General features: G+C 61.3%; 29 protein-coding genes and 1 riboswitch. Of the genes, 15 read left to right on the top strand and 14 right to left on the bottom strand.

Features of this window, described 5'->3' with window-relative positions; translation table 11 throughout:
• Positions 1-16 precede the first annotated feature (16 nt).
• Entirely contained in the window at positions 17-562 is a 546-nt protein-coding gene (locus tag AC1D35_RS00715; protein ID WP_113312304.1) for a PH domain-containing protein, read from the bottom strand.
• A gap of 26 nt (positions 563-588) precedes the next feature.
• The gene (locus AC1D35_RS00710) at positions 589-1,053 is read right to left on the bottom strand and encodes an Lrp/AsnC family transcriptional regulator (protein ID WP_113312307.1); all 465 of its coding nucleotides are present in this window, start codon (positions 1,051-1,053) and stop codon (positions 589-591) included.
• A 151-nt stretch (positions 1,054-1,204) separates the two neighbouring features.
• Here AC1D35_RS00710 and AC1D35_RS00705 point away from each other — a divergent pair, with 151 nt between their 5' ends.
• The 4 genes from AC1D35_RS00705 to AC1D35_RS00690 all read left to right on the top strand — a co-directional run bounded on the left by AC1D35_RS00705 (position 1,205) and on the right by AC1D35_RS00690 (position 4,912).
• Positions 1,205-1,927, top strand: coding sequence for an aspartate/glutamate racemase family protein (locus AC1D35_RS00705; RefSeq protein WP_113312305.1), 723 nt, complete (start codon positions 1,205-1,207; stop codon positions 1,925-1,927).
• A gap of 62 nt (positions 1,928-1,989) precedes the next feature.
• Positions 1,990-2,913, top strand: a complete 924-nt coding sequence (locus tag AC1D35_RS00700; RefSeq protein ID WP_113296690.1) for a bifunctional helix-turn-helix transcriptional regulator/GNAT family N-acetyltransferase — start codon at positions 1,990-1,992, stop codon at positions 2,911-2,913.
• A 59-nt stretch (positions 2,914-2,972) separates the two neighbouring features.
• Complete coding sequence (locus AC1D35_RS00695) at positions 2,973-3,611, top strand: TetR/AcrR family transcriptional regulator (protein ID WP_113312306.1); 639 nt, start codon at positions 2,973-2,975, stop codon at positions 3,609-3,611.
• A 92-nt stretch (positions 3,612-3,703) separates the two neighbouring features.
• On the top strand, positions 3,704-4,912 hold the full coding sequence (locus AC1D35_RS00690; RefSeq protein ID WP_477938164.1) for an MFS transporter: 1,209 nt from the start codon (positions 3,704-3,706) through the stop codon (positions 4,910-4,912).
• Between the two features lie 88 nt (positions 4,913-5,000).
• On the opposite strand, the gene AC1D35_RS00685 is transcribed toward AC1D35_RS00690, so the two are convergent.
• Positions 5,001-5,432, bottom strand: coding sequence for a winged helix-turn-helix transcriptional regulator (locus AC1D35_RS00685; protein ID WP_113311971.1), 432 nt, complete (start codon positions 5,430-5,432; stop codon positions 5,001-5,003).
• A 117-nt stretch (positions 5,433-5,549) separates the two neighbouring features.
• Here AC1D35_RS00685 and AC1D35_RS00680 point away from each other — a divergent pair, with 117 nt between their 5' ends.
• A complete protein-coding gene (locus AC1D35_RS00680) occupies positions 5,550-6,437 on the top strand; it encodes an SDR family oxidoreductase (RefSeq protein ID WP_113311970.1) in 888 nt (295 codons plus the stop codon).
• 60 nt (positions 6,438-6,497) lie between these two features.
• Here the strand turns inward: AC1D35_RS00680 and AC1D35_RS00675 are convergent, their stop codons facing one another.
• Entirely contained in the window at positions 6,498-7,250 is a 753-nt protein-coding gene (locus AC1D35_RS00675; RefSeq protein ID WP_113296685.1) for a pyridoxine 5'-phosphate synthase, read from the bottom strand.
• Positions 7,251-7,664: 414 nt separating this feature from the next.
• Here AC1D35_RS00675 and AC1D35_RS00670 point away from each other — a divergent pair, with 414 nt between their 5' ends.
• On the top strand, positions 7,665-8,357 hold the full coding sequence (locus AC1D35_RS00670) for a MerR family transcriptional regulator (RefSeq protein WP_113296684.1): 693 nt from the start codon (positions 7,665-7,667) through the stop codon (positions 8,355-8,357).
• A 68-nt stretch (positions 8,358-8,425) separates the two neighbouring features.
• Here the strand turns inward: AC1D35_RS00670 and AC1D35_RS00665 are convergent, their stop codons facing one another.
• Positions 8,426-9,553: an ATP-dependent DNA helicase gene (locus AC1D35_RS00665; RefSeq protein ID WP_113296740.1), complete on the bottom strand. Its 1,128-nt coding sequence runs from the start codon at positions 9,551-9,553 to the stop codon at positions 8,426-8,428.
• A gap of 157 nt (positions 9,554-9,710) precedes the next feature.
• Between AC1D35_RS00665 and AC1D35_RS00660 the strand changes: the two genes are divergently transcribed.
• Positions 9,711-11,387, top strand: a complete 1,677-nt coding sequence (locus tag AC1D35_RS00660; RefSeq protein ID WP_477938163.1) for a DHA2 family efflux MFS transporter permease subunit — start codon at positions 9,711-9,713, stop codon at positions 11,385-11,387.
• 10 nt (positions 11,388-11,397) lie between these two features.
• Here AC1D35_RS00660 and AC1D35_RS00655 read toward each other — a convergent pair whose 3' ends face one another.
• Positions 11,398-12,699 carry a bifunctional folylpolyglutamate synthase/dihydrofolate synthase gene (locus AC1D35_RS00655; protein ID WP_477938162.1) on the bottom strand — a complete coding sequence of 434 codons (1,302 nt, stop codon included), beginning with the start codon at positions 12,697-12,699 and terminating at the stop codon, positions 11,398-11,400.
• 21 nt (positions 12,700-12,720) lie between these two features.
• Positions 12,721-12,801, bottom strand: a riboswitch (ZMP/ZTP riboswitch).
• Positions 12,802-12,974: 173 nt separating this feature from the next.
• On the opposite strand from AC1D35_RS00655, the gene AC1D35_RS00650 reads away from it, so the two are divergent.
• From AC1D35_RS00650 to AC1D35_RS00635, 4 genes are all read left to right on the top strand, one after another.
• A complete protein-coding gene (locus AC1D35_RS00650) occupies positions 12,975-14,006 on the top strand; it encodes a sensor domain-containing diguanylate cyclase (RefSeq protein WP_113311969.1) in 1,032 nt (343 codons plus the stop codon).
• A 90-nt stretch (positions 14,007-14,096) separates the two neighbouring features.
• Positions 14,097-14,477, top strand: coding sequence for a COG4315 family predicted lipoprotein (locus tag AC1D35_RS00645; protein WP_113311968.1), 381 nt, complete (start codon positions 14,097-14,099; stop codon positions 14,475-14,477).
• A gap of 10 nt (positions 14,478-14,487) precedes the next feature.
• Positions 14,488-15,003: an RNA polymerase sigma factor gene (locus AC1D35_RS00640; protein WP_113296681.1), complete on the top strand. Its 516-nt coding sequence runs from the start codon at positions 14,488-14,490 to the stop codon at positions 15,001-15,003.
• Positions 15,000-15,782 carry an anti-sigma factor family protein gene (locus tag AC1D35_RS00635; protein ID WP_113311967.1) on the top strand — a complete coding sequence of 261 codons (783 nt, stop codon included), beginning with the start codon at positions 15,000-15,002 and terminating at the stop codon, positions 15,780-15,782. The genes AC1D35_RS00640 and AC1D35_RS00635 overlap by 4 nt, the downstream gene beginning before the upstream one ends.
• A 28-nt stretch (positions 15,783-15,810) precedes the next feature.
• Here AC1D35_RS00635 and AC1D35_RS00630 read toward each other — a convergent pair whose 3' ends face one another.
• The 4 genes from AC1D35_RS00630 to nthA all read right to left on the bottom strand — a co-directional run bounded on the left by AC1D35_RS00630 (position 15,811) and on the right by nthA (position 18,233).
• On the bottom strand, positions 15,811-16,335 hold the full coding sequence (locus AC1D35_RS00630) for a hypothetical protein (RefSeq protein ID WP_162748643.1): 525 nt from the start codon (positions 16,333-16,335) through the stop codon (positions 15,811-15,813).
• Between the two features lie 221 nt (positions 16,336-16,556).
• Positions 16,557-16,928, bottom strand: a complete 372-nt coding sequence (locus AC1D35_RS00625; protein ID WP_113296678.1) for a nitrile hydratase accessory protein — start codon at positions 16,926-16,928, stop codon at positions 16,557-16,559.
• Positions 16,915-17,574 (bottom strand): nitrile hydratase subunit beta, encoded by a 660-nt coding sequence (gene nthB / locus AC1D35_RS00620; RefSeq protein ID WP_113311965.1) that lies wholly within the window; start codon positions 17,572-17,574, stop codon positions 16,915-16,917. Before nthB ends, AC1D35_RS00625 begins: the two co-directional genes overlap by 14 nt.
• Positions 17,571-18,233: a nitrile hydratase subunit alpha gene (nthA, locus tag AC1D35_RS00615; protein ID WP_477938161.1), complete on the bottom strand. Its 663-nt coding sequence runs from the start codon at positions 18,231-18,233 to the stop codon at positions 17,571-17,573. The genes nthB and nthA overlap by 4 nt, the downstream gene beginning before the upstream one ends.
• Before the next feature lie 97 nt (positions 18,234-18,330).
• On the opposite strand from nthA, the gene AC1D35_RS00610 reads away from it, so the two are divergent.
• A complete protein-coding gene (locus AC1D35_RS00610; protein ID WP_113311963.1) occupies positions 18,331-19,611 on the top strand; it encodes an SDR family oxidoreductase in 1,281 nt (426 codons plus the stop codon).
• A complete protein-coding gene (locus tag AC1D35_RS00605; RefSeq protein WP_113311962.1) occupies positions 19,611-20,081 on the top strand; it encodes a DUF2269 domain-containing protein in 471 nt (156 codons plus the stop codon). Before AC1D35_RS00610 ends, AC1D35_RS00605 begins: the two co-directional genes overlap by 1 nt.
• On the opposite strand, the gene AC1D35_RS00600 is transcribed toward AC1D35_RS00605, so the two are convergent.
• Positions 20,073-20,666 (bottom strand): LysE family translocator, encoded by a 594-nt coding sequence (locus AC1D35_RS00600; RefSeq protein WP_113296673.1) that lies wholly within the window; start codon positions 20,664-20,666, stop codon positions 20,073-20,075. The genes AC1D35_RS00605 and AC1D35_RS00600 overlap by 9 nt on opposite strands.
• A gap of 150 nt (positions 20,667-20,816) precedes the next feature.
• On the opposite strand from AC1D35_RS00600, the gene AC1D35_RS00595 reads away from it, so the two are divergent.
• Complete coding sequence (locus AC1D35_RS00595) at positions 20,817-21,662, top strand: aldo/keto reductase (protein WP_113311961.1); 846 nt, start codon at positions 20,817-20,819, stop codon at positions 21,660-21,662.
• A gap of 80 nt (positions 21,663-21,742) precedes the next feature.
• Here AC1D35_RS00595 and ilvN read toward each other — a convergent pair whose 3' ends face one another.
• Together ilvN and AC1D35_RS00585 are read right to left on the bottom strand one after the other, a co-directional pair.
• Complete coding sequence (gene ilvN, locus AC1D35_RS00590; protein WP_113311960.1) at positions 21,743-22,315, bottom strand: acetolactate synthase small subunit; 573 nt, start codon at positions 22,313-22,315, stop codon at positions 21,743-21,745.
• A 26-nt stretch (positions 22,316-22,341) separates the two neighbouring features.
• Positions 22,342-24,135, bottom strand: a complete 1,794-nt coding sequence (locus AC1D35_RS00585; protein WP_113311959.1) for an acetolactate synthase 3 large subunit — start codon at positions 24,133-24,135, stop codon at positions 22,342-22,344.
• Between the two features lie 330 nt (positions 24,136-24,465).
• On the opposite strand from AC1D35_RS00585, the gene AC1D35_RS00580 reads away from it, so the two are divergent.
• Entirely contained in the window at positions 24,466-26,496 is a 2,031-nt protein-coding gene (locus AC1D35_RS00580; protein ID WP_113311958.1) for a helicase HerA domain-containing protein, read from the top strand.
• Between the two features lie 7 nt (positions 26,497-26,503).
• Here the strand turns inward: AC1D35_RS00580 and AC1D35_RS00575 are convergent, their stop codons facing one another.
• The gene (locus AC1D35_RS00575) at positions 26,504-26,761 is read right to left on the bottom strand and encodes a hypothetical protein (protein ID WP_113311972.1); all 258 of its coding nucleotides are present in this window, start codon (positions 26,759-26,761) and stop codon (positions 26,504-26,506) included.
• Positions 26,762-26,849 lie beyond the last annotated feature (88 nt).

The raw sequence follows: 26,849 nt of genomic DNA, 5'->3' as shown, positions 1-26,849 counted from the left end.
GGTCGATACGCTAGGGTTACCGGCTCCCCCTGATATCCGATCGTGCTTTTTCGAGAATACCGTAAACGTGCTGCGCATTTTCGATCCCGAGAAGCTGAGGTTCATTGGCGAGGGCGGGTGTCCAGCCGCTCATCCGTCGATCTGACCTTACGCCGAATTTGATCGTGCCCCTGCCCCGGTCGCCTTCTTCAAGGCTGATCGACGGCAGAAGTTCGAGTTGGCTCGTGGATAAATTTCGAAAGAGGCCGCTTCTCCTGATGATGATGCGTCTGTCGGTCACCGCGTATTCCGTCCGCGCCCGCGCGGCAGCATCGACGAAGAAACGTCCTGCCATGATGTAGAGCCCGATAAACACGAACGGCAGACCCCACAATTTCATGAGAACCGGCCCATTCCCGAGCACGGCAGTGGTTTCCCAAGAGATCGCGAAGCCGCCCCAGAGAAGCGAGAAGGGAATAAGGAGGAAATCCCGCGATGTCAGGAGAAATCCCTGCGCCGGACGCCCTGACCAGAGAAGCTTTTCCCCCGGCATAAAAAGACTAAGAATATCTCTATCGTTCATTCAACCATGCCCCTCAACACCGTAGCTCATCGGGCATAGCCCACCGGTATCGCCGTCCCGTGTTTTAATTCTTCCATCGAGATCGATGCCGAAACGTCGAAGAGTTCGAGCTTGCGGACGATTTGCTTGTAAATCACGTCGTAATGCTCGACGCGCGGCAGCACGACCTTCAGGATGTAATCGTAATTGCCGGTCAGCCGATGTGCCTCGACGATCTCGGGGATATCGCTGATCGCGCGGCGGAAGGCCTCCGTCCATTCGTCGGAATGATGCGCCGTCTTGATGAGCGCAAAGAGCGTGGTCGGCACGCCCATCCGCTCGCGATCCAGCACGACGATGCGACGCGCGATGTAGCCGCTCTCCTCCAGCCGCTGGATGCGCCGCGAACAGGCCGAGACCGATAAAGCCACTCGCTCTGCAAGGTCGGTCACGGAGATGCCTGCATCGTCCTGCAGGATATCGAGAATCCGCCTGTCGCGATCGTCGATCATGATGGAGACCACGCTGAAATTTTGCAAGAAACCGAAAAATCCCGCAAAACCTTAGCACGTATCGATGCAAAAGCACAAACAATGCAAACACGTCGCGCCTGATCTGCTGCATCATTACCGCATTCGAAAACACCATAGGGAGCGAGAATCCATGAAAAACATCGGCCTGATCGGCGGCATGAGCTTCGAAAGTTCCGCGGTCTATTACCGCCTCATCAACGAAATGGTGCGCGAGCGCCTGGGCGGCCTGGCCTCTGCCGAGCTCACTTTGCATTCGGTGAATTTCGAGGAGATCGTTGCCCTGCAGAAGGCCGGCGCCTGGGATATGGCGGCCTCGCGTCTCGGCGATGTCGCTCTGCGCCTGCAGATTGGCGGCGCCCATTGCGTGCTGATCTGCACCAACACAATGCATCTGATCGCGCCCGAGGTTGCCGCACACATCTCGGTGCCGCTGATCCACATCATCGACGAGACGGCGAAAACCATCCATCAATCCGGCTGCAAGCGCCCGCTGCTGCTTGCCACGCGCTACACGATGGAGCACGGCTTCTATACCGACCGCATGAAGGGCCTCGGCCTCGATATCATGGTGCCCGAAGCCGCCGACCGCACCACTGTCCACGACATCATCTTCAACGAGCTATGCGCCGGCAAGGTGCTCGACAGTTCGCGCGAGAAACTGATGGCCGTGATCGAGCGCGCCCGCGCCAAGGGCTGTGACAGCATCATTCTCGGCTGCACCGAGATCTGCCTGATCCTCGACCCCGATCATCTTCCCCTTGTTGGATTCGACACGACGGCGATCCATGCCCGCGCTGCCGTCGATTTCGCGCTCGAGGGTGAAATAACCAAGGAAGAGGAAGACGCAGCCTGAGTCATCAATTTAGTTGACTCAGTCAAATAAAAACAGCAGGGTTTCCATCAGGAGACCCTGCCATGACCGATCTTGCCCTCATCGAATCCGCCCGCGAATTCAACCGTTTCTACACGAACTTCCTTGGCCTTTTGAACAAGGCCTATCTCGACACGCCCTTCACGCTGACGGATGCGCGCGTGCTCTTCGAGATCGGCGCGCATGACGGCGTGAGTGCCGGCGCGCTTGCCCGCGACCTGCAGCTCGATCCCGCCTATCTCAGCCGCATTCTCAAGCGCTTCCGTGCCGAAGACCTCATCGAGGCGACGCCCGATCCGGCCGACCAGCGCAGCCAGATCATCACTGTCACCGACAAGGGACGAGCCCAGTTCGAGGAATTCGGTCGTCGCTCCAACGCCCAGATCGCCGCCCGGTTCGACACTTTGACCGATGGCGAGCCACAGGCCGCCGTTGCCGCCATGCGCACGATCCGCGCCATCCTCGATCCGCAGGCGAAAGCGGCTGCCGCCATCATCCGCCCGCATCGAGCCGGCGATATCGGCTGGATCGTCCAGAGCCAGGGACGATTCTATGTGGAGGAATATGGCTGGGATCTGCGCTTCGAAGGGTTGGTCGCCGATGTCGCCGGCAAGTTCCTCGCCAATTTCGACCCCGGGATGGAATATTGCTGGATCGCCGAGCGCAGCGGCATCAATCTCGGCTCGGTGCTGATCACCAATGGCGGCGACGGCATTGCCAAACTCCGCCTGCTCTATGTCGACAAGGCTGCCCGTGGCCTCGGCCTCGGCAGGCAGCTGGTCGATGAATGCATCGCCTTTTCGCGGGGTAAGGGATACCGGCAGATCTCTCTCTGGACCAACGATTTCCTCCATACCGCCCGCGCCATCTACCAGAAGGCCGGATTCCGGCTTGTCTCCGAGGAGAGACACCGCATGTTCGGCCCGGAGGCCAACGGCCAGACCTGGGTGCTCGATCTGAACCTGTGAACAGGTGGTGTCGCAAAAATTCACTTGATTTGGAAATGATCATTCCCTAATTAGGCGTCATGACCATCGACGCCCTCATATCCGCTGCCGTTGCGCCCAACACAAAAACCCGCAGCCGCGGCCGCCCGCGCGAGTTCGATATGGACGCCGCGTTGGATGCGGCGCTTCGCGTCTTCTCCGAGCGCGGCTACCATGCCGCCTCCATCAGCGAACTTACCGAAGCCATGGGCCTTGCCTCCGGTAGCGTCTACAAGGCTTTCAAAGACAAGCGCGGCATCTTCCTTGCCGCCTTCAAGCGCTACCGCCAGCTCGGCCGCGGCCGGCTGGAAGCAAGGATCGCGGCGGCGAAGACCGGCCGTGAGAAGGTCTTCCAGATGGTGATGTACTATGCCGAGCTTTCCCACGGCGAAGCCGGCCTCAAGGGTTGCCTCGTCGTCGGCGGCGCAAACGACCTCTCCCTGCTGGATGCTGAAGCTGCAGGGCATGTCGCCGCCGCCTTTTCCGCCGATGAGAAGCTGATGGCCGATCTGATCCGCATCGGCCAGGCCGATGGCACCATTCCGCCGACCTTGGACGCTGATGCTACGGCCCTCACCTTTCTCTGCCTGACCAAGGGCTTTCGTGTCATCGGGAGGACGGGACGCGCCGAGGAAGAGATGATGGCTGCGGCAGAAGCCGCCATGCGGCTGGTGACTTGACGACCGAATGCCGGAATCCGATCAAGGATCGGGTGGCGGCAGACGATTAAATTGCATTCAATCCTCCCAATCATTGCCTATTGGAGTTTCTGATGAGCGTTTCAGCCACCACGCCGGATACGGCCGTACCTCGTGTCCTATCCCCCTGGCTAACCTTCCTTTTTGCAGCCTCCTGCGGCTTCGTCGCCGCCAACCTTTATTATGGCCAGCCGCTCGCCGGCCCGATCAGCGCCAATCTCGGCTTCTCGCCGGCCGCGACCGGCCTCATCGTCACGCTGACTCAGATCGGCTATGGCCTCGGCCTCTTGTTGATCGTGCCGCTAGCCGACCTCTTCGAAAACCGCCGCCTCATCCTGACGCTGATCGCCGCCTCGGCGCTTGCGCTGATTGGCGCTGCCTTCTCCTCCACGCCGGGCATGTTCCTGACAGCCTCGCTCTGCATTGGCCTTGCCTCGGTCGCAGCGCAGGTCCTCGTTCCCTTCGCCGCCAGCATGGCGCCGGATGCGACGCGCGGCCAGGTCGTCGGCAATGTCATGAGCGGCCTGCTTTGTGGCATCATGCTTGCCCGCCCCTTTGCGAGCCTCGTTGCCGAAGCCTCCTCCTGGCATGTGGTTTACTACGTCACCGCCGCGGTCATGATTGCGCTCGGCATCGTGCTGCGCGCCAACCTGCCGGTCCGCGTCCCTCATACGAAGCTGCGTTATAGTGAGCTGCTGGCCTCGATGGGCCATCTGGCAGTTAACTCGCGCGTGCTGCAGCGCCGCGCCCTCTATCAGGCAGGCATGTTCGGTGCCTTCAGCCTGTTCTGGACGACGGCGCCGCTGCTGCTTGCAAGCCCCGCCTTCGGCATGTCCCAGAACGGCATCGCCCTCTTTGCGCTGGCCGGTGCCGCCGGCGCCATCGCCTCGCCGATCGCCGGCCGCCTTGCCGACCGTGGCATGACGAAGGTCGCTTCCACGCTCGCCATGCTGCTCGGCATGGGCTCGTTCCTCATGAGCCATTTCGCCACTGACGGCTCGCTGATGGCGCTTATCCTGCTGACGGCTGCGGCGATCCTGCTGGATTTCGGCGTGACGACCAACCTCGTCTGCGGCCAGCGCGCCATCTACGGGCTGAGCCCGGAACACCGCGGCCGCCTGAACGGCCTCTTCATGGCGACCTTCTTCACCGGTGGCGCTATCGGCTCAGCGCTCGGCGGCTGGGCTTATGCAACGGGCGGCTGGTCGATGGCGGCCTGGATCGGCTTCTGCTTCCCGGCGCTCGCCTTCCTGTTCTTCCTGACGGAAGGCCGCGAGAAGTGATTGTCTCGGGATCAGGCGGGTCGTCCGCCTGATCCCCTAAAGCAATTCCAGCAAAAGTGTACTGCGGTTTTGCGTCCGGAATTGCGCTCTATAAAGCATCTGCGTCGAACCGCAGCCGCGCAGCGCGAACCTCATCATGGTTCGCCTCCGCCCAGTTCAGAAGCTGCGACAACACCGTGTAGAGCGACCGCCCAAGATCGGTCAGCCGATATTCGACGCTCGGCGGCTTCGTTGGAAAAACCTCCCGCTCGATATAGCCGTCCCGCTGCAGGTCGCGCAGCGACTGGGTCAGCATGCGCTGGGAAATATCGGGGATCATCCGGCGCAATTCGCCGAAGCGATAGGGCTGCTTGGCGAGCGCCTCCAGCAGCAGCGTCGACCACTTGCCGCCGATCTGCTGCATCACGTCGCGAACCGGGCAATTGGTGAAATCCAGACTGGCAAGGTCGATGTCGCGCCGCGCGCCCAACCCTTCGGATTGGCCTGTTCTCGCTTTCAGATTGACGATTGTTCCGGCCATGCTGGTTCCCTTTTGGTAACGAAGTCCCGAAAAACTGCCTTCTTTACAGTTTCCGGTCAATTCCTATTCTAGTGTTACTCTCTTTTTGAGACCACCTGTCAACCACTAGAGGATATCATGAGCGAAACCATTCTCGTCACCGGCGCCGCAGGCCAGCTCGGCCAGCTTGTCGTCCATCACCTGATCGAAAGCTACAAGGTCACCCCGGCAAACATCATTGCCGCGACCCGCAGCCCGGAAAAGCTCGCGAGCCTCGCCGCCAAGGGTGTTCTCACCCGCAAGGCGGATTTCGATGACGCCGCCGGCCTCGAAGCCGCTTTTGCCGGTGTCGACCGCCTGCTGATCATCAGCACTGACGCCCTCGACACACCCGGCAAGCGCCTGACCCAGCACAAGGCTGCTGTCGCCGCTGCAGTAAAGGCCGGGGTGAAGCACATCACCTACACCTCCATGCCGGCCCCGGATGGTTCGCTCGTCACCTTCGCACCCGACCATCTCGGCACCGAAAACGCCATCAAGGCGAGCGGCATCCCCTACACCATCGTCCGCGACGCCTGGTATCACGACAATTACCTGCACGGCATGCCGCACAATCTGCAGTCTGGAAAGTGGTTCACATCGGCCGGCGACGGCAAGATTTCGACCATCTCGCGTGACGATTGCGCACTCGCCATCGCTTCGGTTCTCGCAGCCGGCATCTCGGCCGGCGCCACCTATACGCTGACCGGCAAGCAGTCGCTGACATCGAAGGAGATCGCCGCCCTCGTCACCGAAGCGACCGGCAAGCCACTGGATGTCGTTACCGTGACCGATGAACAGCTTGGCCAGGGTATTCGCGGCGCCGGCCTGCCGGGCTTCGTCGCCGACATGCTGGTTTCGGCCGATGCCAATACCCGCGCCGGCAAGTTCGACATCGTCACCGACGACTTCACAAAGCTGACCGGCAGAGAGCCGCAGCCGCTGAAGGATTACTTCGTCGCCAACAAGGCCGCTCTCACCGCCTGAGCCGGCCTCATCTGAGGCGACTTTGGGCCCGCCCTCGCATCCACCGAGGGCGGGCCGCTTTCAGATCTTCTGGCCGCAGGCCCTGCAGAAGCGTCGCACCGTCTCCGCCATCCCATATTCCAACGCATCTGCCGTCAGCCCGTGGCCGATCGAAACCTCGGCAAGGGCTGGAATGCGCTTCACGAGCGCGGGCAGATTTGCCACCGTCAGGTCATGGCCGCCGTTGACGGCAAGACCCAGCGCAATCGCCGCATCCGCCGTCTTTCCCAGCCCTTCGAGGATCGGCCCTACCCGCTCCGGCGCATCGTAGCAGCCGCCATAGGGGCCGGTATAAAGCTCGATCCGATCAGCACCCGTCGCCTTCGCGGCCTTCACCGCTTCTTCGTCGCCATCGCCGTCGGCAAACAGCGAAACACGGCATCCCATTTTCTTCAGCCGGGTCACGACATCCGACAGCAACGCCTGATGCTTGCGGAAATCCCAGCCGTGATCCGAGGTCGCCTGCGAGGGATCGTCAGGCACCAGCGTCACCTGCTCCGGCTGAGCGCCGGCACAAAGCTCCAGGAATTCCTCGGTCGGATAACCCTCGATATTGAACTCCGCCTGCGGAAACTCGTCGTCGATCAGGTTGCGGATGACGGGAAGGTCGGAAAAACGGATATGCCGCTGGTCCGGCCGCGGATGCACGGTCAGTCCCGAAGCGCCGGCCGCAAGCGCAATGCGCCCGAGCCCTTCCACATCAGGCCACGGCAGATCGCGCCGGTTGCGCAGCATGGCGATGGCATTGAGGTTCACGGAAAGTTTGGCGGGCATGGCAATATCCGTCAGGGGTGGAGACTGGCCCTGCTTTTAAGCCAAGCCGTCCGCGAAGGCCAATGAGATTCGCATATGCATTCCATGTCCGGTCCTGATGGCCGCGCCTGCGGTCATGCGCGTACCGCAAACAATAATTTCCGTTCTTTTCGAAGATCATTTGTCAGCCGCAACATGCCATATGGTAGTAGTGACGAAATGACGCTCTCGACATTGCTATCCCATTTAAAAGCGGTTAGTTTTAGCACTTACAAAAGAAACCGTCCGCGCATAATGTGGGCGCTGCGTAACGAGTAAGTACGCCGAGTACTGCTTCTTCCAACGATAAGAACGCTAGAGGAAACCCCGCTCGCCGCGCTCCGGAAGCAACTGGCAAAGCCGCATGAGGTGCAACTATCTGCCCCAGGAGGGTTCATGCCTGACGGTTCCAGACGTTTGTTTGCCGCCGCCGGTATTGCTTCGGAGGCCCGGTCCAAATACCGGTTTCTGCCTTCGGCCGCATTGCCGCCGGATATTCCACAAGGCCCTGTTGCCATCGCCGATATGGCGAACGCTTTCGGCGTCACGCACAGGACACTGCATTTCTACGAAGAAAAAGGTCTGATTTCCGCAAACCGCATCGGCCTGATGCGCGTTTACGATCAGGATGACGTCATGCGCATGGCGGTCATCACCGTCTGCCGCGAAACCGGCATGCCGATCGCCGTCATCCAGGAATTGATGGACGTACTGCGCAGCGCAGCCTCACAGGAAGAGGCCGAATCGATTTTCCGCGAGGCCCTCTCCCAGCGCAAGCGCGAGCTGACGGCCGAGATGTCGACTTTGCACCGGCAGCTACAGCAGGTGAGCGATCTTCTCGATTACGACAGCAGCCTCGACCTGCCGCCGATCAACGACAACAGGGATCCGGCAAGCCTGACCGATCAGGAGCGCCAGTGCCTGGAGCTGATGGCTGAGGGATATTCGACGCAGCGCATTGCCCGCGCCCTTGACCTCAGGCATGAGGAAACGCGCGCATTGGAAGCCGACATCATCATGAAATTTCACGCCAACAATCGCTTTCAGGCGATCGCCAAGGCGGTTCTCCTTGGCGTCGTGCAGGCCTGATCACTGGGCAGCGGCCGCCACCGCAACCCTGTACGAGCAGATACGCCAGTTTTCAGCGGACGCCAATCTTAGCGGACAATCGTCAGCGTCTCCGCCGCGCGCGTAATCGCCGTATAGAGCCAGCGCTCGCGCGTATCGCGGAAGGCCCAGCTTTCGTCGAACAGCACGACATTATTCCACTGCGAACCCTGTGCCTTGTGCACCGTCAGCGCATAGCCGTAATCGAACTCGTCATAGCGCTTGCGCGTATTCCAGGGGATCTCGCCTTCCACATTCTCGAAGGCCTCCTTCAGGAGCTTGATCTTCGCAGCCCCCCGATCCATGTCGTCATCTTCCGGACGCACCAGCAGGTTGATGCCGGGCTTGGTCGTTTCCTTGGATGAGGTCATGACCTGCCAGAGCGAGCCGTTAAGCAGCCCCTTGGCCGGGTCGTTGCGCAGGCAGACCAGCTTGTCGCCGGTCTGCGGATGTTCGGTCGTAAAACCCTTGAGTTCCCGCAGGCGCTGGTTATAGCGCCGCCGCGTCTTGTTGGTGCCGACAAGCACCTGATCGGCATCCATAACCAGGGGCTGTGTCACCTCGTTCTTCGAGATCACCCGCGCCTTGCCATAGTCGCCATACATGATCTCATTGCCTTCACGCACCTGCATGGCGAGCTTGATGATCGGGTTGTCGCGCGCCTGCCGATGGATATCGGTGAGCAGATAGTCCGGTTCCTGATTGGTGAAGTAGCCGCCGCCGGTGACCGGCGGCAGCTGGCCGGGATCGCCGAGCACGAGGATCGGCGTGCCGAAACTCATCAGATCCCTGCCGAGCGCTTCGTCCACCATCGAGCATTCATCGACGATGATAAGTGCTGCCTTGGCGACCGGGCTCTGACGGTTGATAGAAAACATCGGCGCGATCGAGGTCTTGCCGGTTTCCTCGTCGGCAACCTCTTCCTCGCCGCGCGGCCGGTAGATCAGCGAATGGATGGTCTTGGCATTCGATGCCCCGCGCGAGCGCAGCACCTGCGCCGCCTTGCCGGTGAAAGCCGCAAACAACACATCGCCATCGACATGCTCGGCGAAATGCTTGGCAAGCGTCGTCTTGCCTGTTCCGGCATAGCCAAACAGACGGAAGAGTGGAGACCTGCCCTCCTTCAGCCAGTTGGAAACGGCCTTCAGGGCTTCATCCTGTTGAGGAGCGAATTGCATGGAGGCGACTTGGCAGGATTCGCCTCCGATAGGCAAGGCGGAAATTCCCCGGCGGCGCAGCTTGCGCACCTTTGAGCATCGGCAACTCTGTGCCTTCACTCCACCGATTTACAAGCCACGCTTTATAGTCCTTCCGCAAAATCCCCGATTATCACGAATGACGCCTCGCGCGATGATCGTCGAATGGCAGACCGACTATGCCTGCAATACCAGGAGAACCGTGATGGCCCATTTTCCAGTTGAGACCGACAGGCGCTCGTCATTGTCTGGCGCATGTCTTCTGGTCGGAGCAATGTTCGCAGCGCTGACCGAAGCGGTCGCCGGAACTGTCCTGTCGATGGCAAGACTGGACATCATGGGAGACACCTATGCGTCTTCCGACGAGTTTGTCAGGCTTGAAGTCGGTTACGTCGCAGCAAAGCTTGTGGCCTTCGCGCTGACTCCCTGGATCGCCGGCCGGTTCACGTTGCAGAATGCGCTGACAGTGGCAACCGCCAGCATGACCGTTGCATGCGCACTTGCCGCCGTCTCCAGCGAATTGAACATCCTCCTGGCATTGAGGCTCATTCAGGGTTTCTCAGGCGGGGTCATTCTTGTGAGCGCCCAGACGCTTCTCTTCCAGGTTTTCGCCCGCAGGGAGCAGCCGCTTATCCAGACGCTGTTTGCAATCGGCGCTGTGGTCGCTCCCGCAACGCTTGCGCCATTCATGCACGGCTGGCTTCTCGACACCCTGTCATGGAGGTGGATCTTCACCGCCGTCGTTCCCGTCGGCCTCGCGGCCGTGCTGCTTCTTGCATGGACCGATGCCGGGCAAACGGCCGAAGCACGCCGCTCCCGCTTCGACTGGTTCGGAACCGCGATGTTTGCGATAGCGGCCTTCTCGATCACCTACCTGCTCAACCGTGGAAACCGTTGGGACTGGTTGCGAAACGACGACATCATCATGCTGACGCTCGCCGCCGCGGCCGCCTTTCTTCTGCTCATCATTCATTGCCTGCGCGGTAAACGTGAAGACAAACTTCTCGATCTCGGCGTCTTCGGCAATGGCGGTTTCTCCTTCGGCTTCCTTGCGAGTTTCGTGGCGGGTTTCGCGCTGCTCGGCAGCAGTTACCTCATCCCGTCTTTTTCCATATCGATCCTGAAGATGACCCCCACCGCAGCCGGTGCCTTGCTCTTGCCGAGCACTGCCATGTTCGTGACGACGCTGTTCCTCACCGCAGCCCTTATCCAGCGCCTCGGCATGACACCGGTCGCAACGGTTCCGTTCGGCGTGATGGGCTTGATGTGCGCCATGTGGATGTTATCGGGATCGTCAGGCGGCAGCGGGATTCCCGATATGCTCCCGGCAATCCTGCTTCGCGGCGCGGCCCTCGGTTTTCTCTTCCTGTCGATAACCCTCGTCACAATGCTCGGCCTCAGCAAGGCGCATCTTGTTTATGGCGTGGGCCTGTTCAATGCCGGGCGCCAGATCGGCGGTCTCATCGGAATAGCCTTTCTTCAAACCTTCATCGAGAATGAAACAGCCCAGAACCGGGCTGTCCTTGCCGCCCATATCATACCCGGTCGTCCTGAAGTGATTCAGCGGCTGGCGATGATGAGCCGCTATTTCGCAACCCATGGAATAGAGCTTGGAGCCGCCGCAAAGGCCTCCGGCGCCTTGCTCGGAAAACAGGTCATGATGCAGGCGAGCGTCATCGCCTTCAACTCCGCCTTTTTCTCTCTCACCCTGTTCTTCCTCGGCGCAGCACCCTTCCTGATCCTTTCGAAAGTGATCATCGGCAAGCTCATCGCTCGCAGAACCGCGTCGGCAGGTGGTCTGGCGCATACCCGATGAGATACGCCCGTCAGGCCTTTTTCGCTTCCCCCAGCACCCGCTCGCGCAACAGCCCGACGAGATAGAGCGACCCCGTCAGGATCACCCAGGCGCCGGAGGCGGCTGCCCGTTCGAGCGCCTTTTCGTAAGCAGCCTGCGGATCCTCGATCACCTCGCTGGCAAGGCCGATCTTCGCGGCAAGCTGCTGCATTTCGGCAGGCGGACGGAAGCGGTCCGAAACCGAGGTGAAAATCGGCGAGACGCCRTAACGGCGCATCACGTCGAGAAGCCCCGGCGCATCCTTGTCTGCCGCGATTGCGACGACCGCGATGCCCTGCCCGGCAAATCCCTCCATGCCGGATAGATCGTCGAGAACAGCTTCGAGATTGAAGGGCACATGCGCCCCGTCGAGCGCGATGGAAACGGGCCTTCCCGCCACGGGAACAACGAATCGCTCCAGCCGCCCGGGCAATTGCGATTCCTGCTCTGCCGCCTTGTCGATCAACCATCCGCCGGCCTTCCGGCCATCCCCAGCCGCGACGCCGAGTTCGCCAAGCACATCGAGCGCCGCAGCCGCGACCGCGACATTGCGCTCGGCAATCGTCTTCAACGCGGAAAAATCCGGCCGGATGAGCCGCGCTTCGATCTCTGCAGCACGCTTCGCAATAACGACACCCGCCTCGTCATCAGCTTCGAGCGGTGTCACGACGGTCGACCTCGGCTTGATGATGCCGGCCTTTTCAAAGGCGATGGCCGCTCGCGTCTTGCCAAGGATCTCCGTATGTTCGAGGCCGATATTGGTGACGATGGAAACGTCGCTTTCGACGATATTGGTCGAATCCAGCCGTCCGCCGAGACCCGTTTCGACCACGGCCCATTTCACGCCCGCATCCCGGAAGATCAGGAAACCCGCCGCCGTCAAAATGTCGAACCAGGTCGCCGCCTCCGCCGCCGTGCCCTCCGACCTTGCAGCCTTGAGTGCATCGAGCCCCAGGAAGAGCGCCTCGGCCAGCACGCCCTCATCGACTGCCTGGCCGTTGACGCTGACGCGCTCGGAGATATGCTCCACATGTGGCGAGGCATAACGCCCGACGGAAATGCCGGCATGGCGCAGACCCGCTTCGAGCAGCGCCGAGGTCGAGCTCTTGCCCTTGGTGCCTGCCACATGGATCGAGCGGAAGGCGCGGTGCGGATTGCCGAGACGGGCCGAGAGATCGAGGATCGGCTCCAGCCCGACCCGCATTTCGCCGCGCGGGCGCTGTTCCCAGTTGGTGAGCTGATCAAGTTGCGAAAGGGCTTCGATAAGGCGGGGGTTCTGTATCTGCATGGGCATGGCACACGGGTATCGGGGTTATGTTTGTGCCCAGGCGAGCGGCATCGGCAACCTGCGCTTCCCGATGGTTATCCATCTGTCTCGCCAGTCACGCAGGCGGGCCGACATTAGAACCTTTCCCTTGCCCTGCCTAGCCTCGCAAGCGTCATCAGCACGGCTCCGCCGCGACGCCACCTGCAGCAACTGCCGGTTAACGCTGGTGAATTTTAGCCCTTGCGGAGATTTCCAAGAACGCCACTTTAGCTCCTGTCTGTGACAAAGAGCCGGAGATTCGAATGGGACAAACTGTCCGAATTCCAGTCAACGAACCGCAGAGACTGCTTGCCGTGCGCTCGCTGAGCGCCATCGGCAGCAGCCCGACGCCGGAGCTTGCAGCACTTGCCGAGCTCGCCAGGAATGCATTCGCAATGCCCTATGCTGCCGTCAACATCGTCGACGAGGATTGGCTGCGCATCGCCGGCGAAGCGGGCATGCAGCTTTCGGAATGCCCGCGCGACCTTTCCTTCTGCACCCGCGTCGTCTTCGCCAACGACATGGTCATCGTTCCCGATCTGGAACAGGATGCGGAGCTCAATGCCGCGCCCTATGTGACAGGCCCGCCCCATTTCCGTTTTTATGCCGGCGCACCGTTGGAACTGGAAAACGAACTGGTCATCGGCGCCTTCTGCATCCTCGATCAGAAGCCGCGCCTCTTCACCGAAAAAGAGACGGCCAATCTTCGCCGTTTCGCCAGTGTCGCGAGCGCTCTCCTGCGGCTGCAGAAGGCCAATTTCATCATGGGCCTTGCCGAAAGCAGCTTGCGCACTGCGGCCATGACCGATCCGCTGACCGGCTTCCTCAACCGTTCGGCGCTCGACGCAGTCGTCGACCGTGCGCTGGAATCAGCCCTTGCCTCCGGCCAGACCTTCGGCGCTCTCTATCTCGACATGGACGGCTTCAAGTCGATCAACGATACGCTCGGCCACCATATCGGCGACGAGGTGCTGCGCGAGGCGGCAAATCGCATCCGGTCGGTTATTCGATCAGGCGACATCGTCGTGCGCATGGGCGGCGACGAATTTGCGATCTTCGTGCCGAACCCGCCAAACACAGAAGCGCTGGTCTCCGTCTCCGAACGCCTGCTCTCGGCTTTCCGCAGCCCCTTCACCATCGAGGGAAATATTGTCCGCGCCCGCCTGAGCATCGGCACCGCACTCGCCCCGCAAGGTGGGGCCTGCCGCCGCGAACTGCTACGCAACGTCGATGGTGCCCTCTATAGCGCCAAGGCTGCCGGACGGGACTGCCATGTGGCTTTCAATCCGAACTGACGTTTGAAAAAGAAACGGGAATAAAACGGACGCCTGCCGTGTCTCATGTCCGGTATCGCAAAAATGCGTGCCTAACCGAGGAGAGAGACCATGAAGTCCGTGAAATTCCTGTCCGCGCTGGTGCTCGTCGCTGCCACCGCGACTGCAGCCTTCGCCGCCCCTGCCGTCACCGAAGTCGATACGGCCAAGGGCAAGGTTCTTGCCGGCGAAAAAGGCATGACGCTCTACACCTACAAGAAGGACGAAAAAGGCGTCACGAATTGCTACGACAAGTGCGCCACCAACTGGCCGCCCTTCCTCGCCGCTAGCGACGCCAAGGCCAGTGGTGCATACTCGCTCGTCGAACGCAAGGATGGAAAGAAGCAGTGGGCCAAGGACGGCATGCCGCTCTATTACTGGGTGAAGGACACCAAGTCCGGCGACATCACCGGCGACGGCGTCGGCGGTTCCTGGGATCTCGCAAAGCCCTGATGAGGCCAGCGTGAAGACGCCCCCACCCGATACGTTCGAGGGCCAGATCCTGGCCCTCCTTCCCTCGCTCCGCCGCTATTCCCGCAGCCTCACCCGCTCGGATGCCGAGGGCGAGGATCTGCTCCAGGATTGCGTGGAAAAGGTTCTGGCCCGGCGCGGCCAGTGGCGCGGCATCAACCTGCGCGGCTGGGTGCTGACGACCATGACCAACCTCTACCGCAACACCCGCCGCGCAAGCCCCCGCGACCGGCTGGTCGAACTCGATGCCGCTGAAGAGATGGCAAGTCCCAACGCCCAGGCAGACCCGCTGGAGCGCCTGCGGCTGGAACAGGCCCTCGACAGCCTGTCGGAAGAATACCGTGCCGTGCTGATGCTCGTCGTCATCGAGGGCTACAGCTACAGCGAAGTGGCCGCCATGCTGGATATCCCGATCGGAACCGTCATGTCGCGCCTGTCGCGCGCCCGCCAGCGCATGAGCGAACATATGAAAGCCGATAATGTGATTACGCTTCGGAGACCGAAATGAACGAGACCAACCCCACCGTCACCGAAGCGGACCTGCATGCCTTTGCCGACGGGCAATTGCCGGAGACCGCCCGCGCCCGCGTGGAAGCCTATCTCGCCGACAATCCCGAAGAGGCCGCGAAGGTGGCCGCCTGGCAGACGCAGAATGCCGGCATCAAATCGCTTTTCGCAGGCTACGAGAAGAGCCGCGACAACGATCTCCAGCTGCTGACGCCAGCAGAGCCGGCATCCCCCTGGAAGGCCCGCAGCGCGCTCGCCGCTGCCGCTATCATGCTCTTCGCACTCGGCGCGGTCAGCGATCGCTTCATCCCCCCGCTCTTCGAACGCCCGCCGCTGCAGCTTGCCGAATCCGAAACCCTGCCGAAGCAGGCCGAAACCGCCTTCCTCGTCTATGCAAACGAAGTACGCCACCCGGTCGAGGTCTTCGCCAATGAGGAAGCGCATCTGGCCACCTGGCTCGGCAAGCGCCTGGCAATCCCCGATCTCAAGGTGCCGGACCTCAAATCTCTCGGCTTCCACCTCGTCGGCGGCCGCCTGCTGCCGGTCGATAACAGGCCGGGCGCCATGTTCATGTACGAGGATCAAGGCGGCGAACGCCTGACCGTTATCGTCGGCCGCAACAAGGAAAACAGGACGACGAGCTTCCGCTTCGCCTCCACCAAGGATGTCGAGACCTTTTACTGGATCGATGGCGAACTCGGCTATGCGGTAACAGGCGAAATCTCCCGCGACATGCTGCGCAAGGTGGCCGAGGAATGTTATCGGCAGTTCCCGTCGTGAAGCGGGAACTGCAGCGCAAGCCATTCGATCAGGCGGCGACGATCTGGTAGCGGCCGATTTCGTCCTGGCGAAGGACGGATCCACCCTCAGCGTCCTCGCCGAGTTGCTTCTTCAATGCCTGCGTGACCTTGTCGTTTTTATCGGGATCACCAGCACTTTTGATCAGGTCGTCCAGTGAGATACCGAGCTTGTCCAGACCGAGATCACGCTCGATCTTCGCAATGGCCTGCTGCCCGTCCGGCTTGCTCTTGAGATCTGAAAAAGCCTTTTTCGTCGCGGCGACAAACTCGTCCATCGACGCATAATCGCTCTTTTTCACGCCCAGCGCCTCGCCCGCGCGGTCGATCAGATCGAGCTTCATCTGGGTAACGCTTCGGTCGTTCACGCTGAACAAGGATTCCGAAATCTTGGATTGTGCCGCGGTCGGCTGCGGGGTCATCCCCGATGTCTGTCTGGTTGGCTGACCATGGGCAATCGCAACGAGATTGTCGCCGTCCGATTTTTTGGCTTCGCTGGAATTAACAGGGGAAACTGTCTGCTGAAGGATCAGCAAAGCCGCTTCATTGGTCGATGAAATCGAAGTCATGCATGGTCCTCGACCGCATTTGTTCGACCGTCATGGGAACCATGCGCATGTTTGACCGGGCGTCATGCCTGAGTGTGAATCAGATGGGTTTTCGATCGCATCATCGCAATGAATCGTTGCATAAATATAAAACTTCAGCGTGTGCCCGTCGACAGGTGTCATCGACAGCCTCAGGACAGTGCGTGATCTCAGCGCAGCGGATCGTTGGCGAGCTCGATCGGCTTGCCGTGCGGTGTCGCTTCCGCCGCCCGCTGCCAGCTCTTCTGCAGGTCGAGAATGACGGAAGCCTCGGCCACGCCTCGGCTGACCAACAGCTCGCAAAGGGCTGCCACCCAGCAGTCGAAATAATCGCTGCCATCTTCGGCGCGGCCAGGCTTGTGCAATTCCCTCGACAGCGTTTGCGCCCACTCGCTCCAGGCAAACAGCCCCTTCGCATGCAGATGCACAGTCATGGCGAAAGCTTCCGCCGCCCAGGGCTCCGGGAAGACGGGATCACCCTCCGGCGACTTGGGCAGGCCGGGCGATTGCGCCAGTTGAGAGGGCGCCTCACACACGCTCAAGATAGCTCTCCCAAGCATCGATGGAGACGGTCAGCGACGGGTCCGCACCCTCGCCCCAGATTTCAGCCCCGTCGAAGACGACAGTATAGAGCCATTGCGGATTCTCGCCTTTGCCATGCGCATTGTCATCGGGAAACACGAAGGAACCCTGCACCGCCTCGATGATGCCGGTCTTGGCGCGTGCGTAACGCGGCAGCCGCGTATGGGTCGCTGGATTGAAATTCTTCGTCTTCACCTTTTCGCCGACGACGAAGAGCGGCGCGCTGTCGACCGGCCGGTCGCAAGGGCCGCCCTTGGCGAGCGCACCCGATACCATATCGGCTTTCAGCACGCGCTTCGGCACAGTGCCGTCCTGCAGCTTATGGCCTGACAACAGCTCCTCACGCGTCGCAAAACCATGCCGCTCCAGGAGCGTGTCGATGCCACGGATCCAGACCTCGTAATAGCTCGCCGCGAGATAATCAGCCGGCGGAATGTTTTCCCGCGCGTGCCGGCTCTCATCGATCGTCCAGGCGCCAAACGCGCCGCAGGAGAGCGTGATCCCGAGCGCCCGCTTTTCCCATTCAGCGTGGAAATAGGGTTCGTTCTTTTCTGGCGCGACAGGCCCGAAGCCCATCTGCCCGCCGAGATCGTGCGGGCCGTTCACGTCAGCACCCTTGTGCCGGCAGCCGCCGTGCCGATCATCGCATCACGGCTGACGAGATCGGCAAGTGCCTCTTCGTCCATGCCTTCGGTGCTCTCCGGCCGCTCGKGAATGACGAGATAGCGCAGTTCCGCCGTCGAATCCCAGACGCGGACCTTCTTGCCTTCGGGCAGCGTCAGCCCGAATTCGGCAAGCACACCACGCGGATCGATGACAGCGCGTGAACGATAGGCCGGCGCCTTGTACCAGACTGGCGGCAGGCCGAGCACCGACCACGGATAGCAGGAGCAAAGCGTGCAGACTACGAGATTATGGGTGTCTGATGTATTGAACACGGCGCGCATATGCTCGCCCTGCCGGCCCGTATAGCCGAGACTCGCAATCGCCGCCGTTGCATCCCGCTTAAGCCATTCAGCAAAATCCGGATCGCTCCAGGCTTTCGCAACGACACGCGCGCCATTGCGCGGGCCGACCTTCGTCTCATAGGTCTCGACAATCGCATCGATCGCCGCAGGGTCGATCAGCCCTTTCTCTGTCAGCAGCGTTTCCAGCGCTTTCACGCGCGCCTGCATATCCGAATAATGGTTGTCATGATCGTGGTGGTGGCCATGATCGTGCCCATGATCGTGATCGTGCTGATGATCGTCGTCGTGATCGTGCAAATCGAAGCCCTCCCGGATTGTGCCGTCCGTTTTAGCACTTGCTGAGGCTGAGCCAAGCCCTTCCGAGACCTTAAACTTTTTGCGCTAGGTTCGCAGCATGAACATCCTGATTCTCGGCGCTACAGGTTTTATCGGCTCGGTCGTCGCGGCACGTCTCTCCGCGGAGGGTCATGTCGTCACCGGTCTCGGACGCAATGCCGCCCGCGCCGCACTCAAGCAGCCGCTGATCCGGTGGCGCCGCGCCGACCTTTCCGACATGACGCGTCCTGACGATTGGCGCGATATCCTCGAAGGACAGCATGCCGTCGTCAATTGCGCCGGCGCATTGCAGGATGGCCTTAGCGACGATCTCTCGGCGACACAGACGCAGGCCATGCTCGCCCTCTATGCTGCGGCAAAGCCGACCTCGACACTCGTCGTCCAGATTTCTGCGCGCACTGATGGCGCCGGCAGCAACCTGCCCTTCCTCGCGACCAAGCGCGCAGCCGATACGGCCCTGGCGTCATCCGGCTTGCCTTACGTGATCCTGCGCCCTTCCCTCGTCCTCGGCCGCAATGCCCATGGCGGCACGGCGCTCCTGCGCTCCCTCGCGGCGTTCCCCCTCGTCCTGCCGCTCATCCACGCCGACCGCCCGGTCGAAACCGTCGCGAGCGAAGATGTCGCCGCCGCCGTTTCGGCCGCAATCTCAGGCACGCTTCCCTCCCGCAGCGATATCGACCTGGCGGCAGAGGAGCGGCACACGCTCGCGAGCCTCGTAAAACTGCACCGCGCCTGGCTCGGCCTCCCGGACGCACCGGTCCTTTCCATCCCGCCTGTTCTCGCGCGACCGGTGACGTGGCTTGCCGATATCGCCGGCCATCTCGGCTGGCGCTCGCCTTTGCGCTCCACCGCCATGACCGTCATGTCCGAAGGTGTCAGCATGGATCGCCCGACGCCGTCAGGCCTTCCGGCACTCTCGGCCGCCGAGACACTTGCTGCCAATCCCTCCGGCGTTCAGGACCTCTGGTTTGCCCGCCTCTATCTCCTGAAAGCACCCGTCATATCAGGCCTGTCGCTCTTCTGGCTGCTGTCGGGCCTCATCCCGCTTCTGGCGCCGCAGCAGGCAAGCGCCCATTTCCTGCCCTTCATGCCGGCAGGTGCAGCCATCGCGCTGACGGTCCTCACCTGCCTGATCGATATGGCGCTCGGTGCTACCGTGCTCGTCCGTCCCTTCGCCCGCCGCGCCCTTCTCGGCATGCTCGCCGTCTCGCTTGCCTACCTCTTGGGCGCTACGGCCCTGGAACCGGCTCTCTGGCGCGATCCGCTCGGCCCGCTCGTCAAGGTACTGCCTTCGCTGCTCCTGACGTTTGCGGCACTCGCCATCCTGGATGAACGTTGATGCTTGCCGAACTGCTGCTGCTTGCCCATGTGGTCGGCGCGACCGTGCTCTTCGGCACCGGCGCCGGCATCGCCTTCTTCATGGTCATGGCGCACCGCACCCGCAATCCCGTGCTGATCGCCCATGTCGCCGGCACCGTCGTCATCGCCGATACGATCTTTACCGCCACAGCTGCCATTCTCCAGCCGGTGACAGGCTATCTTCTCGCCCGCATCATCGGCTGGGAGCTGACGGAAAGCTGGATCGCGCTGTCGCTGGTTCTCTATGTCGTGACCGGCATCTTCTGGCTGCCGGTCGTCTGGATCCAGATCCGGCTGCGCAATCTCGCGCGCGCCGCAGCAGCATCAGCCGCTGCACTGCCGCCAGCCTATTTCAGCCTTTACCGCATCTGGTTCGCCTTCGGCTTTCCGGCCTTCTTCGCGGTGCTCGGCATTCTCTGGCTGATGTTGGCGAAACCGACGCTATTTTAGCATCGGCCAGAGGCTGAGCACGAGCAGCACCGCCATCGTGATATTGAACCATTTCAGCCGCACTGGATCGGAAAGCCATTCCCTGAGCGCCGAGCCGAAGCCTGCCCAGGTGGAGACGGAGGGCACGTTGACCGCCGCAAAGGCGAGGCCGACAAGCAGCACGCTGATCATATAAAGCTCTGGATTGGTGTATGTCGCCATGGCCGTCACCGCCATCACCCAGGCTTTCGGGTTGACCCACTGAAAGGCCGCAGCGCCGAGGAAGGACATCGGCTTCACGCCGCTCTTGCCTTCGCTCAGCGACCGCGAGGTCGCGATCTTCCAGGCGATCCAGACGAGATAGGCGCCGCCGGCAAATTTCAGCGCGGTATAGATCGCCGGCACCGTATGCAGCAGCGCCCCGAGCCCCAGGCCAACGCCAAGCAGCAGCGACAGGAAACCAGCCCCGATGCCGAACATATGCGGGATGGTCCGGCGGAAACCGAAATTCACACCCGAGGCAAACAGCATCATATTGTTCGGCCCCGGCGTGATCGAGGTCGTGAAAGCAAAGAGCAGGAGTGCCAGAAACGTATCCAGCGGCATGAAACCCTCCCAGTGCCGCACATGTTCAAGCCCATGCGGCTTATTGCAATTAGGTCAGCATAACTGCCCTAAACCCTTGACACCATAACATGATTGTCATGGTGACAGGATTACCTGATAGTCTACTGAGCACTCAAAGGACAGGCTGCCATGAACGACCCGATCCCCACCATCACTTTTGCCGATGGCACCGAAGTCCCCTCGCTCGGCCAGGGCACATGGGGCATGGGCGAGGATGCCGGCCATGCGAAGGAAGAGATCGACAGCCTCAAGGCCGGCCTCGACCTCGGCATGGCGATGATCGATACCGCTGAAATGTACGGAGACGGCGGCGCAGAAGAAATCGTCGGACAGGCGATCAAGGGGCGCCGCGACGAAACCTTCATCGTCAGCAAGGTGTATCCCTGGAATGCCAGCCGCACGGGCACGATCGATGCCTGCGAAAGCAGCCTCGAACGCCTCGGCACCGACCGCATCGACCTTTACCTGCTGCATTGGCGCGGCAACTATCCGCTCACCGAAACCGTCGAAGCCTTCGAGACGCTGAAAGCGGCCGGGAAAATCCGCGCCTGGGGTGTTTCCAACTTCGATACCGACGACATGGAGGAGCTGCTCTCCGTTCCCGGCGGGCGGAATGTCGCCGCCAATCAGGTGCTCTACAATCTCGCCCGGCGCGGTATCGAATATGATCTCCTGCCCTGGTGCCAGAGCCGCAACATTCCGATCATGGCCTATTCGCCCATCGAACAGGGCCGCATCCTGCATCATCCGGAGCTGATCCGCATCGCCAAGGCCAATCAGGCGACCCCGGCGCAGCTGGCGCTGGCCTTTCTGCTCGAACGCGACGGCGTCTTCGTCATTCCGAAGACCTCCACTATCGAGCGCGGCCGCGAAAACCGTGATTGCGTCTCCCTCGACATCACCGACGAGGACTGGGAAGCCCTCGACGCCGCCTTCCCGCCCCCGGCAAAGAAAACGCCGCTGGAGATGCTCTGACCTCCAGCGGCGTGAATGGCTTTTCTAAAGCAGACGATTATCTGCTCGGGCTGTAACCCTTACATGCCCGGGCTGTCTCTTTACATGCCCTGCCCGCCGCGGTTCATCGCAGCAATGCCGGTGCGGCAGACCTCGATGAGGCCGAGCGGCTTCATGATCGCTACGAACTGGTCGATCTTCGAGGATTTGCCGGTGATCTCCAGGATGAAGTGATCCACCGTCGCATCCACCACCTTGGCATGGAAGGCATCGGCAAGGCGCAGCGTCTCGGCGCGGGTCTCGCCGCTGCCGACCACCTTGAGCAGCGCCACTTCACGCTCGATCGGCCGCTCCTGGCCGAGTTCGCGGGCGCGAACCGTCAGGTCCACCACGCGGTGGACGGGCACGATGCGCTCGAGCTGCGCCTTGATCTGTTCCAGCACCTGCGGCGTGCCGCGGGTGACGACGGTGATGCGCGACAGATGCGCCTGATGTTCCGTTTCCGAAACCGTGAGGCTTTCGATATTGTAGCCGCGGCCGGAGAACAGGCCGATGACGCGCGCAAGCACGCCTGGCTCGTTATCGACCAGCACCGAGAGCGTGTGGCTCTCGATGGCTGCCGTTTCCGGAGAGATGAAGTAGGCAGAGCCGGTGGGTTGAAGGTGTGCGTTCATGATCCTGAGGTTCCTCTGACTTCTTCTTAGACGAGCTGACGGCCCTTGGCGTCGATCGCGTTGGCGACCGCTTCGTCCGTGGCTTCGTCCGGCAGCAGCATTTCATTATGTGCCTTGCCCGAGGGGATCATCGGGAAGCAATTGGCGAGATTGGCAACGCGGCAATCGAAGATAACAGGCTTCTTGACGTCGATCATCTCCTGGATGGTCGCATCGAGGTCATCAGGCTTCTCGCAACGCAAGCCGACGGCGCCATAGGCTTCTGCGAGCTTCACAAAGTCGGGCATCGCTTCCGTATAGGAATTGGAGAGACGATTGCCGTGCAGCAGTTGTTGCCACTGGCGCACCATACCCATGTACTGGTTGTTCATGATGAAGATCTTGATCGGCGCATCGTGCTGGATCGCCGCCGACATTTCCTGGATGCACATCTGGATCGAGGCATCGCCGGCAATATCGATGACCAGGCTTTCCGGATGGGCGATCTGCACACCGAGCGCTGCCGGCAGGCCGTAACCCATCGTGCCCAGGCCACCCGAGGTCATCCAGCGGTTCGGCTGCTCGAAGCCGAAGAACTGGGCTGCCCACATCTGGTGCTGGCCGACTTCGGTCGTGATGTAGGTGTCGCGATCCTTGGTCAGGGCGAAGAGACGTTCCAGCGCATATTGCGGCATGATCACGTCCTTGCTCATCGTATAGGCAAAGGAATTGCGGGCGCGCCAGCGGGCGATATCGCCCCACCATGCGTCGAGACGGCTCTTCTCCGGCTTCTTCGGCAGTGCCCGCCACAGGCGGATCATGTCTTCCAGGATATGGCCGACATCGCCGCGGATGCCGACATCGACACGGACATTCTTGTTGATCGAGGACGGATCGATATCGATATGGATCTTCTTCGAATTCGGTGAGAAGGCGTTCAGGCGGCCGGTGATGCGGTCGTCAAAACGCGCGCCGATGCAGACCATGACGTCGCAATCATGCATTGCCATGTTGGCTTCGTAGGAGCCGTGCATGCCGAGCATCTTCAGCCAGTTCTTGCCGGAGGCCGGATAGGCGCCGAGCCCCATCAGCGTCGAGGTGATCGGGAAATCGGTGAGCTCGACCAGCTCGCGCAGCATGCGGGAAGCTTCCGGGCCGGAATTGATGACGCCGCCGCCCGTATAGAAGACCGGCTTGCGTGCATTCGCCATCAGCTCGATTGCCGCCTGGATCTGGTTGATATCGCCCTGGATCTTCGGCTGGTAGCTCTTCTGGATCGCATGATCGGCCGGCGGTGTATAGGTGCCGGTGGCAAACTGCACGTCCTTCGGAATGTCGACGACGACGGGACCCGGACGGCCGGACTGGGCAATGCGGAAAGCTTCGTGGATGACGGCGGCGAGTTGGTTGACATCCTTGACCAGCCAGTTGTGCTTGGTGCAGGGGCGCGTGATGCCGACCGTGTCGCATTCCTGGAACGCGTCCGAGCCGATGAGCGGTGTCGGAACCTGCCCCGTCAGGCAGACGAGCGGAATGGAATCCATCAGCGCATCCTGCAGCGGCGTGACGGCATTGGTGGCGCCTGGACCTGACGTGACCAGCATGACGCCGACCTTGCCGGTGGAGCGGGCATAACCTTCGGCCGCATGGCCGGCACCCTGCTCGTGGCGCACGAGGATATGCTTGATGTCCTCCTGCTGGAAGATCTCGTCATAGATCGGCAGAACCGCGCCGCCGGGATAACCGAAGAGATGCTCGACGCCATTGTCCTTCAGTGCGCGGAGAACGATCTCCGCTCCCGTCATCCTGTTGTCTGTCGCCTGATTATCCGTGCTCGCCATGTGTCTGTTCCGTTTGATGCTGGAGATTTGAGTTTCGTGGCCGGAGGCCCGAATTCCGGGCATAAAAAAAGGCCCCTGAGGAGCCTTCGTCTTGCGCATGGGTGGCTACCGCCGGATGGTTACACCATCCTGCCCATGCGCTTGCCCACCACGATAAGAACGTTCGAAATTGCCATGGGCGGAATTGATAGACAGAAAATTTCGCAGCGTCAACGCATTCCGCAATAAAAAAACAGGGGCCAGTCGACCGTCTCGCCCGTCCAGATCCCGGGCTGAAGGATTTATTAAAGGATGGATTATATCCTGTGCGTTAATGCAGGGAGTAACCCTTTGCTCAACAACGACATGATGACGACAGGCAAAGCAGGCGAACAGGATCGCCGCGATAGCCTTGCGCCGGGGAATCGATTTCTCGGGCGTGTCGTTGCATGCAGCGGGTCGCGCGCCACCATCGCCGCTGTGGCGGAAGCCGGCGGCACCGATCTTACCGAATTATGGTCGGTCGGCCGGCTGATCTCCATCACCGTCGGCCGCAATCGTGTCGTCGCCCTCGTCTTCTCCATGAATACTGGCAGCCAGGGCTGGGGCGAAGGGCAGGACAATGTCTTCCGCATCGAGACGGAACTGCTCGGCGAAGTGCGCGTCGAGGAAGATGGCCGCGAGGAATTCTCGACCGGCATTTCCCAATATCCCTATCTCGGCGCCATCGCTCACCGCATCCGCGCCGCCGACCTGATGCGGATCTATGATGCCGGCAAGGGCGCTACCGCCGTCATCGGCAACCTGACGCAGGATGAAAGCATCGACGCGGCGATCCACGTTCCCTCGATGCTGTCGAAGCACTTTGCCGTCGTCGGCTCGACCGGCGTCGGCAAATCGACCGCTGTCTCGCTGCTGCTGCACAAGGCAATCGAGGCCGATCCGAAGCTGCGCGTACTGATCCTCGATCCGCACAACGAATTTGCCGCCGCCTTTCCGAAGCACGCCGTCACCATCGATACCGACACGCTCGACCTGCCCTTCTGGCTGATGCGGCTCGAAGAATTCGCCGAGGTGGTCTTCCGCGGCCGCCCGCCGGTGCCCGAAGAACTCGATATGCTTCGCGATATCCTGCCAGAGGCCAAGCGCGCCTTCCGCGGCAGTGACAGCTCGCTGGTGCGCCGGCAGACGGAAAAAAGCTCGATCACTGCCGATACGCCGGTGCCCTACCGCATCGCCGATCTCCTGGCTCTGATCGATGAGCGCATCGGCAGGCTGGAAGGCCGCGCCGAAAAGCCCTTCCTGCGCTCGCTGAAGATGCGCATCATCGCCGCGATCAACGATCCTCGCTATCACTTCATGTTCTCCAACAATACGATCAGCGACACGATCACGGAGACCATTGCGCAGATCTTCCGCATCCCCGGCGACAACAGGCCGATCTGCACCTTCCAGCTCGCCGGCATTCCCTCCGAAGTCGTCAATTCCGTCGCCTCGGTGCTTTGCCGCATGGCCTTCGAAATCGCGCTCTGGAGCGAAGGCGCCATTCACATGCTGGTCGTCTGCGAAGAGGCGCACCGTTACATACCCTCAGACCCGAACCTCGGCTTCGTCCCGACGCGGCAGGCCATCGCGCGCATCGCCAAGGAAGGCCGCAAATACGGTGTCTCGCTCGGCATCATCACCCAGCGCCCCGGCGAACTCGACCAGACGATCCTGTCGCAGTGCTCGACGCTCTTTGCCATGCGCCTTGCCAACGACCGCGACCAGGAAATCATCCGCTCGGCAATCCCCAATTCCTCCATATCGACGACGAGCTTTATCTCCTCGATCGGCAACGGCGAGGCGATCGCCTTCGGCGAGGCAATCCGCGTGCCGATGCGCATGCGCTTCCTGCGCGTCGACGAAAGCCTGTTGCCGAAGGCCCATAGCGCCACCAGCGTACATGCCGAGGAAGATCCCGATACCGTCGACCTGCGTCGCATCGTAACCCGCATGCGGGCGATCACATCAGGCCCTGATATCTCCACCTTCCAGCAGAACTACAGCTCCGCGCTGGCGGATTACGAGCCGGAAGAGGATTTCGCTGACAAGGCCGCCGATCAGCCCTATGCCGCTCAATCAGCAGCAGAGCCGCCGCTCGAACCCTATCGCCCGGCATTGCTGCCACAGAACCGCGCGCCACACCCTGAGACCCCGCCTCTTTCGCCGCAGAGCTCAATCGACGCGCGCCTGGAAGCGCTGCGCCGGGAAATGCGACGCGACGAGCAGCCGAAGCCGGCCTTCGGCGAACAGGCCTCGTCGCCGCGTCGCGATCCGGGAATGTCGCTGCGCGAAAGCATCCTGAAGAAGCCGCTGAGCAGCCTTTACAACAAGGATTGAGTGCTGCTTACGGGCGCGGCTGGCGCGTTGCCGCTGCGATTTCGGAGAGATGGCGCTCGATCAGCGCCAGGAAGGCGATGGTGCCGCAGATCAGCGCCGCGACCACGATGCCGCCGATGGCGCCGAGAATTGCTCCGACGATGAACATGCCCGATCCGCCCTGCGCCGCAGCAGCGGTCGCGCCCGAAAGCGTGGAAAACGCGAGAATGATGATGGCGATCAAGGCGTTGATAGAAGAAAGCGTCTTGGCGAGAAAATTGTTCATGCAGGCCCCCATAGCTCCGCCAGTTATGATTCGAGGATCATTCTAGCCGTTTTGCGGGCGTGAAGGATGCGTAGATCCAACGGACGTC

It is taken from the genome of Rhizobium sp. P1_E6, assembly GCF_056405875.1.
Note: the sequence above shows the minus strand (reverse complement) of the source record. Positions and strands in the feature narration are given on the sequence as shown.

Coding starts and splice junctions, on each gene's coding strand:
- AC1D35_RS00715 (WP_113312304.1), bottom strand. CDS start 562: ATGAACGATAGAGATATTCTTAGTCTTTTTATGCCGGGGGAAAAGCTT.
- AC1D35_RS00710 (WP_113312307.1), bottom strand. CDS start 1,053: ATGATCGACGATCGCGACAGGCGGATTCTCGATATCCTGCAGGACGAT.
- AC1D35_RS00705 (WP_113312305.1), top strand. CDS start 1,205: ATGAAAAACATCGGCCTGATCGGCGGCATGAGCTTCGAAAGTTCCGCG.
- AC1D35_RS00700 (WP_113296690.1), top strand. CDS start 1,990: ATGACCGATCTTGCCCTCATCGAATCCGCCCGCGAATTCAACCGTTTC.
- AC1D35_RS00695 (WP_113312306.1), top strand. CDS start 2,973: ATGACCATCGACGCCCTCATATCCGCTGCCGTTGCGCCCAACACAAAA.
- AC1D35_RS00690 (WP_477938164.1), top strand. CDS start 3,704: ATGAGCGTTTCAGCCACCACGCCGGATACGGCCGTACCTCGTGTCCTA.
- AC1D35_RS00685 (WP_113311971.1), bottom strand. CDS start 5,432: ATGGCCGGAACAATCGTCAATCTGAAAGCGAGAACAGGCCAATCCGAA.
- AC1D35_RS00680 (WP_113311970.1), top strand. CDS start 5,550: ATGAGCGAAACCATTCTCGTCACCGGCGCCGCAGGCCAGCTCGGCCAG.
- AC1D35_RS00675 (WP_113296685.1), bottom strand. CDS start 7,250: ATGCCCGCCAAACTTTCCGTGAACCTCAATGCCATCGCCATGCTGCGC.
- AC1D35_RS00670 (WP_113296684.1), top strand. CDS start 7,665: ATGCCTGACGGTTCCAGACGTTTGTTTGCCGCCGCCGGTATTGCTTCG.
- AC1D35_RS00665 (WP_113296740.1), bottom strand. CDS start 9,553: ATGCAATTCGCTCCTCAACAGGATGAAGCCCTGAAGGCCGTTTCCAAC.
- AC1D35_RS00660 (WP_477938163.1), top strand. CDS start 9,711: ATGACGCCTCGCGCGATGATCGTCGAATGGCAGACCGACTATGCCTGC.
- AC1D35_RS00650 (WP_113311969.1), top strand. CDS start 12,975: ATGGGACAAACTGTCCGAATTCCAGTCAACGAACCGCAGAGACTGCTT.
- AC1D35_RS00645 (WP_113311968.1), top strand. CDS start 14,097: ATGAAGTCCGTGAAATTCCTGTCCGCGCTGGTGCTCGTCGCTGCCACC.
- AC1D35_RS00635 (WP_113311967.1), top strand. CDS start 15,000: ATGAACGAGACCAACCCCACCGTCACCGAAGCGGACCTGCATGCCTTT.
- AC1D35_RS00610 (WP_113311963.1), top strand. CDS start 18,331: ATGAACATCCTGATTCTCGGCGCTACAGGTTTTATCGGCTCGGTCGTC.
- AC1D35_RS00605 (WP_113311962.1), top strand. CDS start 19,611: ATGCTTGCCGAACTGCTGCTGCTTGCCCATGTGGTCGGCGCGACCGTG.
- AC1D35_RS00600 (WP_113296673.1), bottom strand. CDS start 20,666: ATGCCGCTGGATACGTTTCTGGCACTCCTGCTCTTTGCTTTCACGACC.
- AC1D35_RS00595 (WP_113311961.1), top strand. CDS start 20,817: ATGAACGACCCGATCCCCACCATCACTTTTGCCGATGGCACCGAAGTC.
- ilvN (WP_113311960.1), bottom strand. CDS start 22,315: ATGAACGCACACCTTCAACCCACCGGCTCTGCCTACTTCATCTCTCCG.
- AC1D35_RS00585 (WP_113311959.1), bottom strand. CDS start 24,135: ATGGCGAGCACGGATAATCAGGCGACAGACAACAGGATGACGGGAGCG.
- AC1D35_RS00575 (WP_113311972.1), bottom strand. CDS start 26,761: ATGAACAATTTTCTCGCCAAGACGCTTTCTTCTATCAACGCCTTGATC.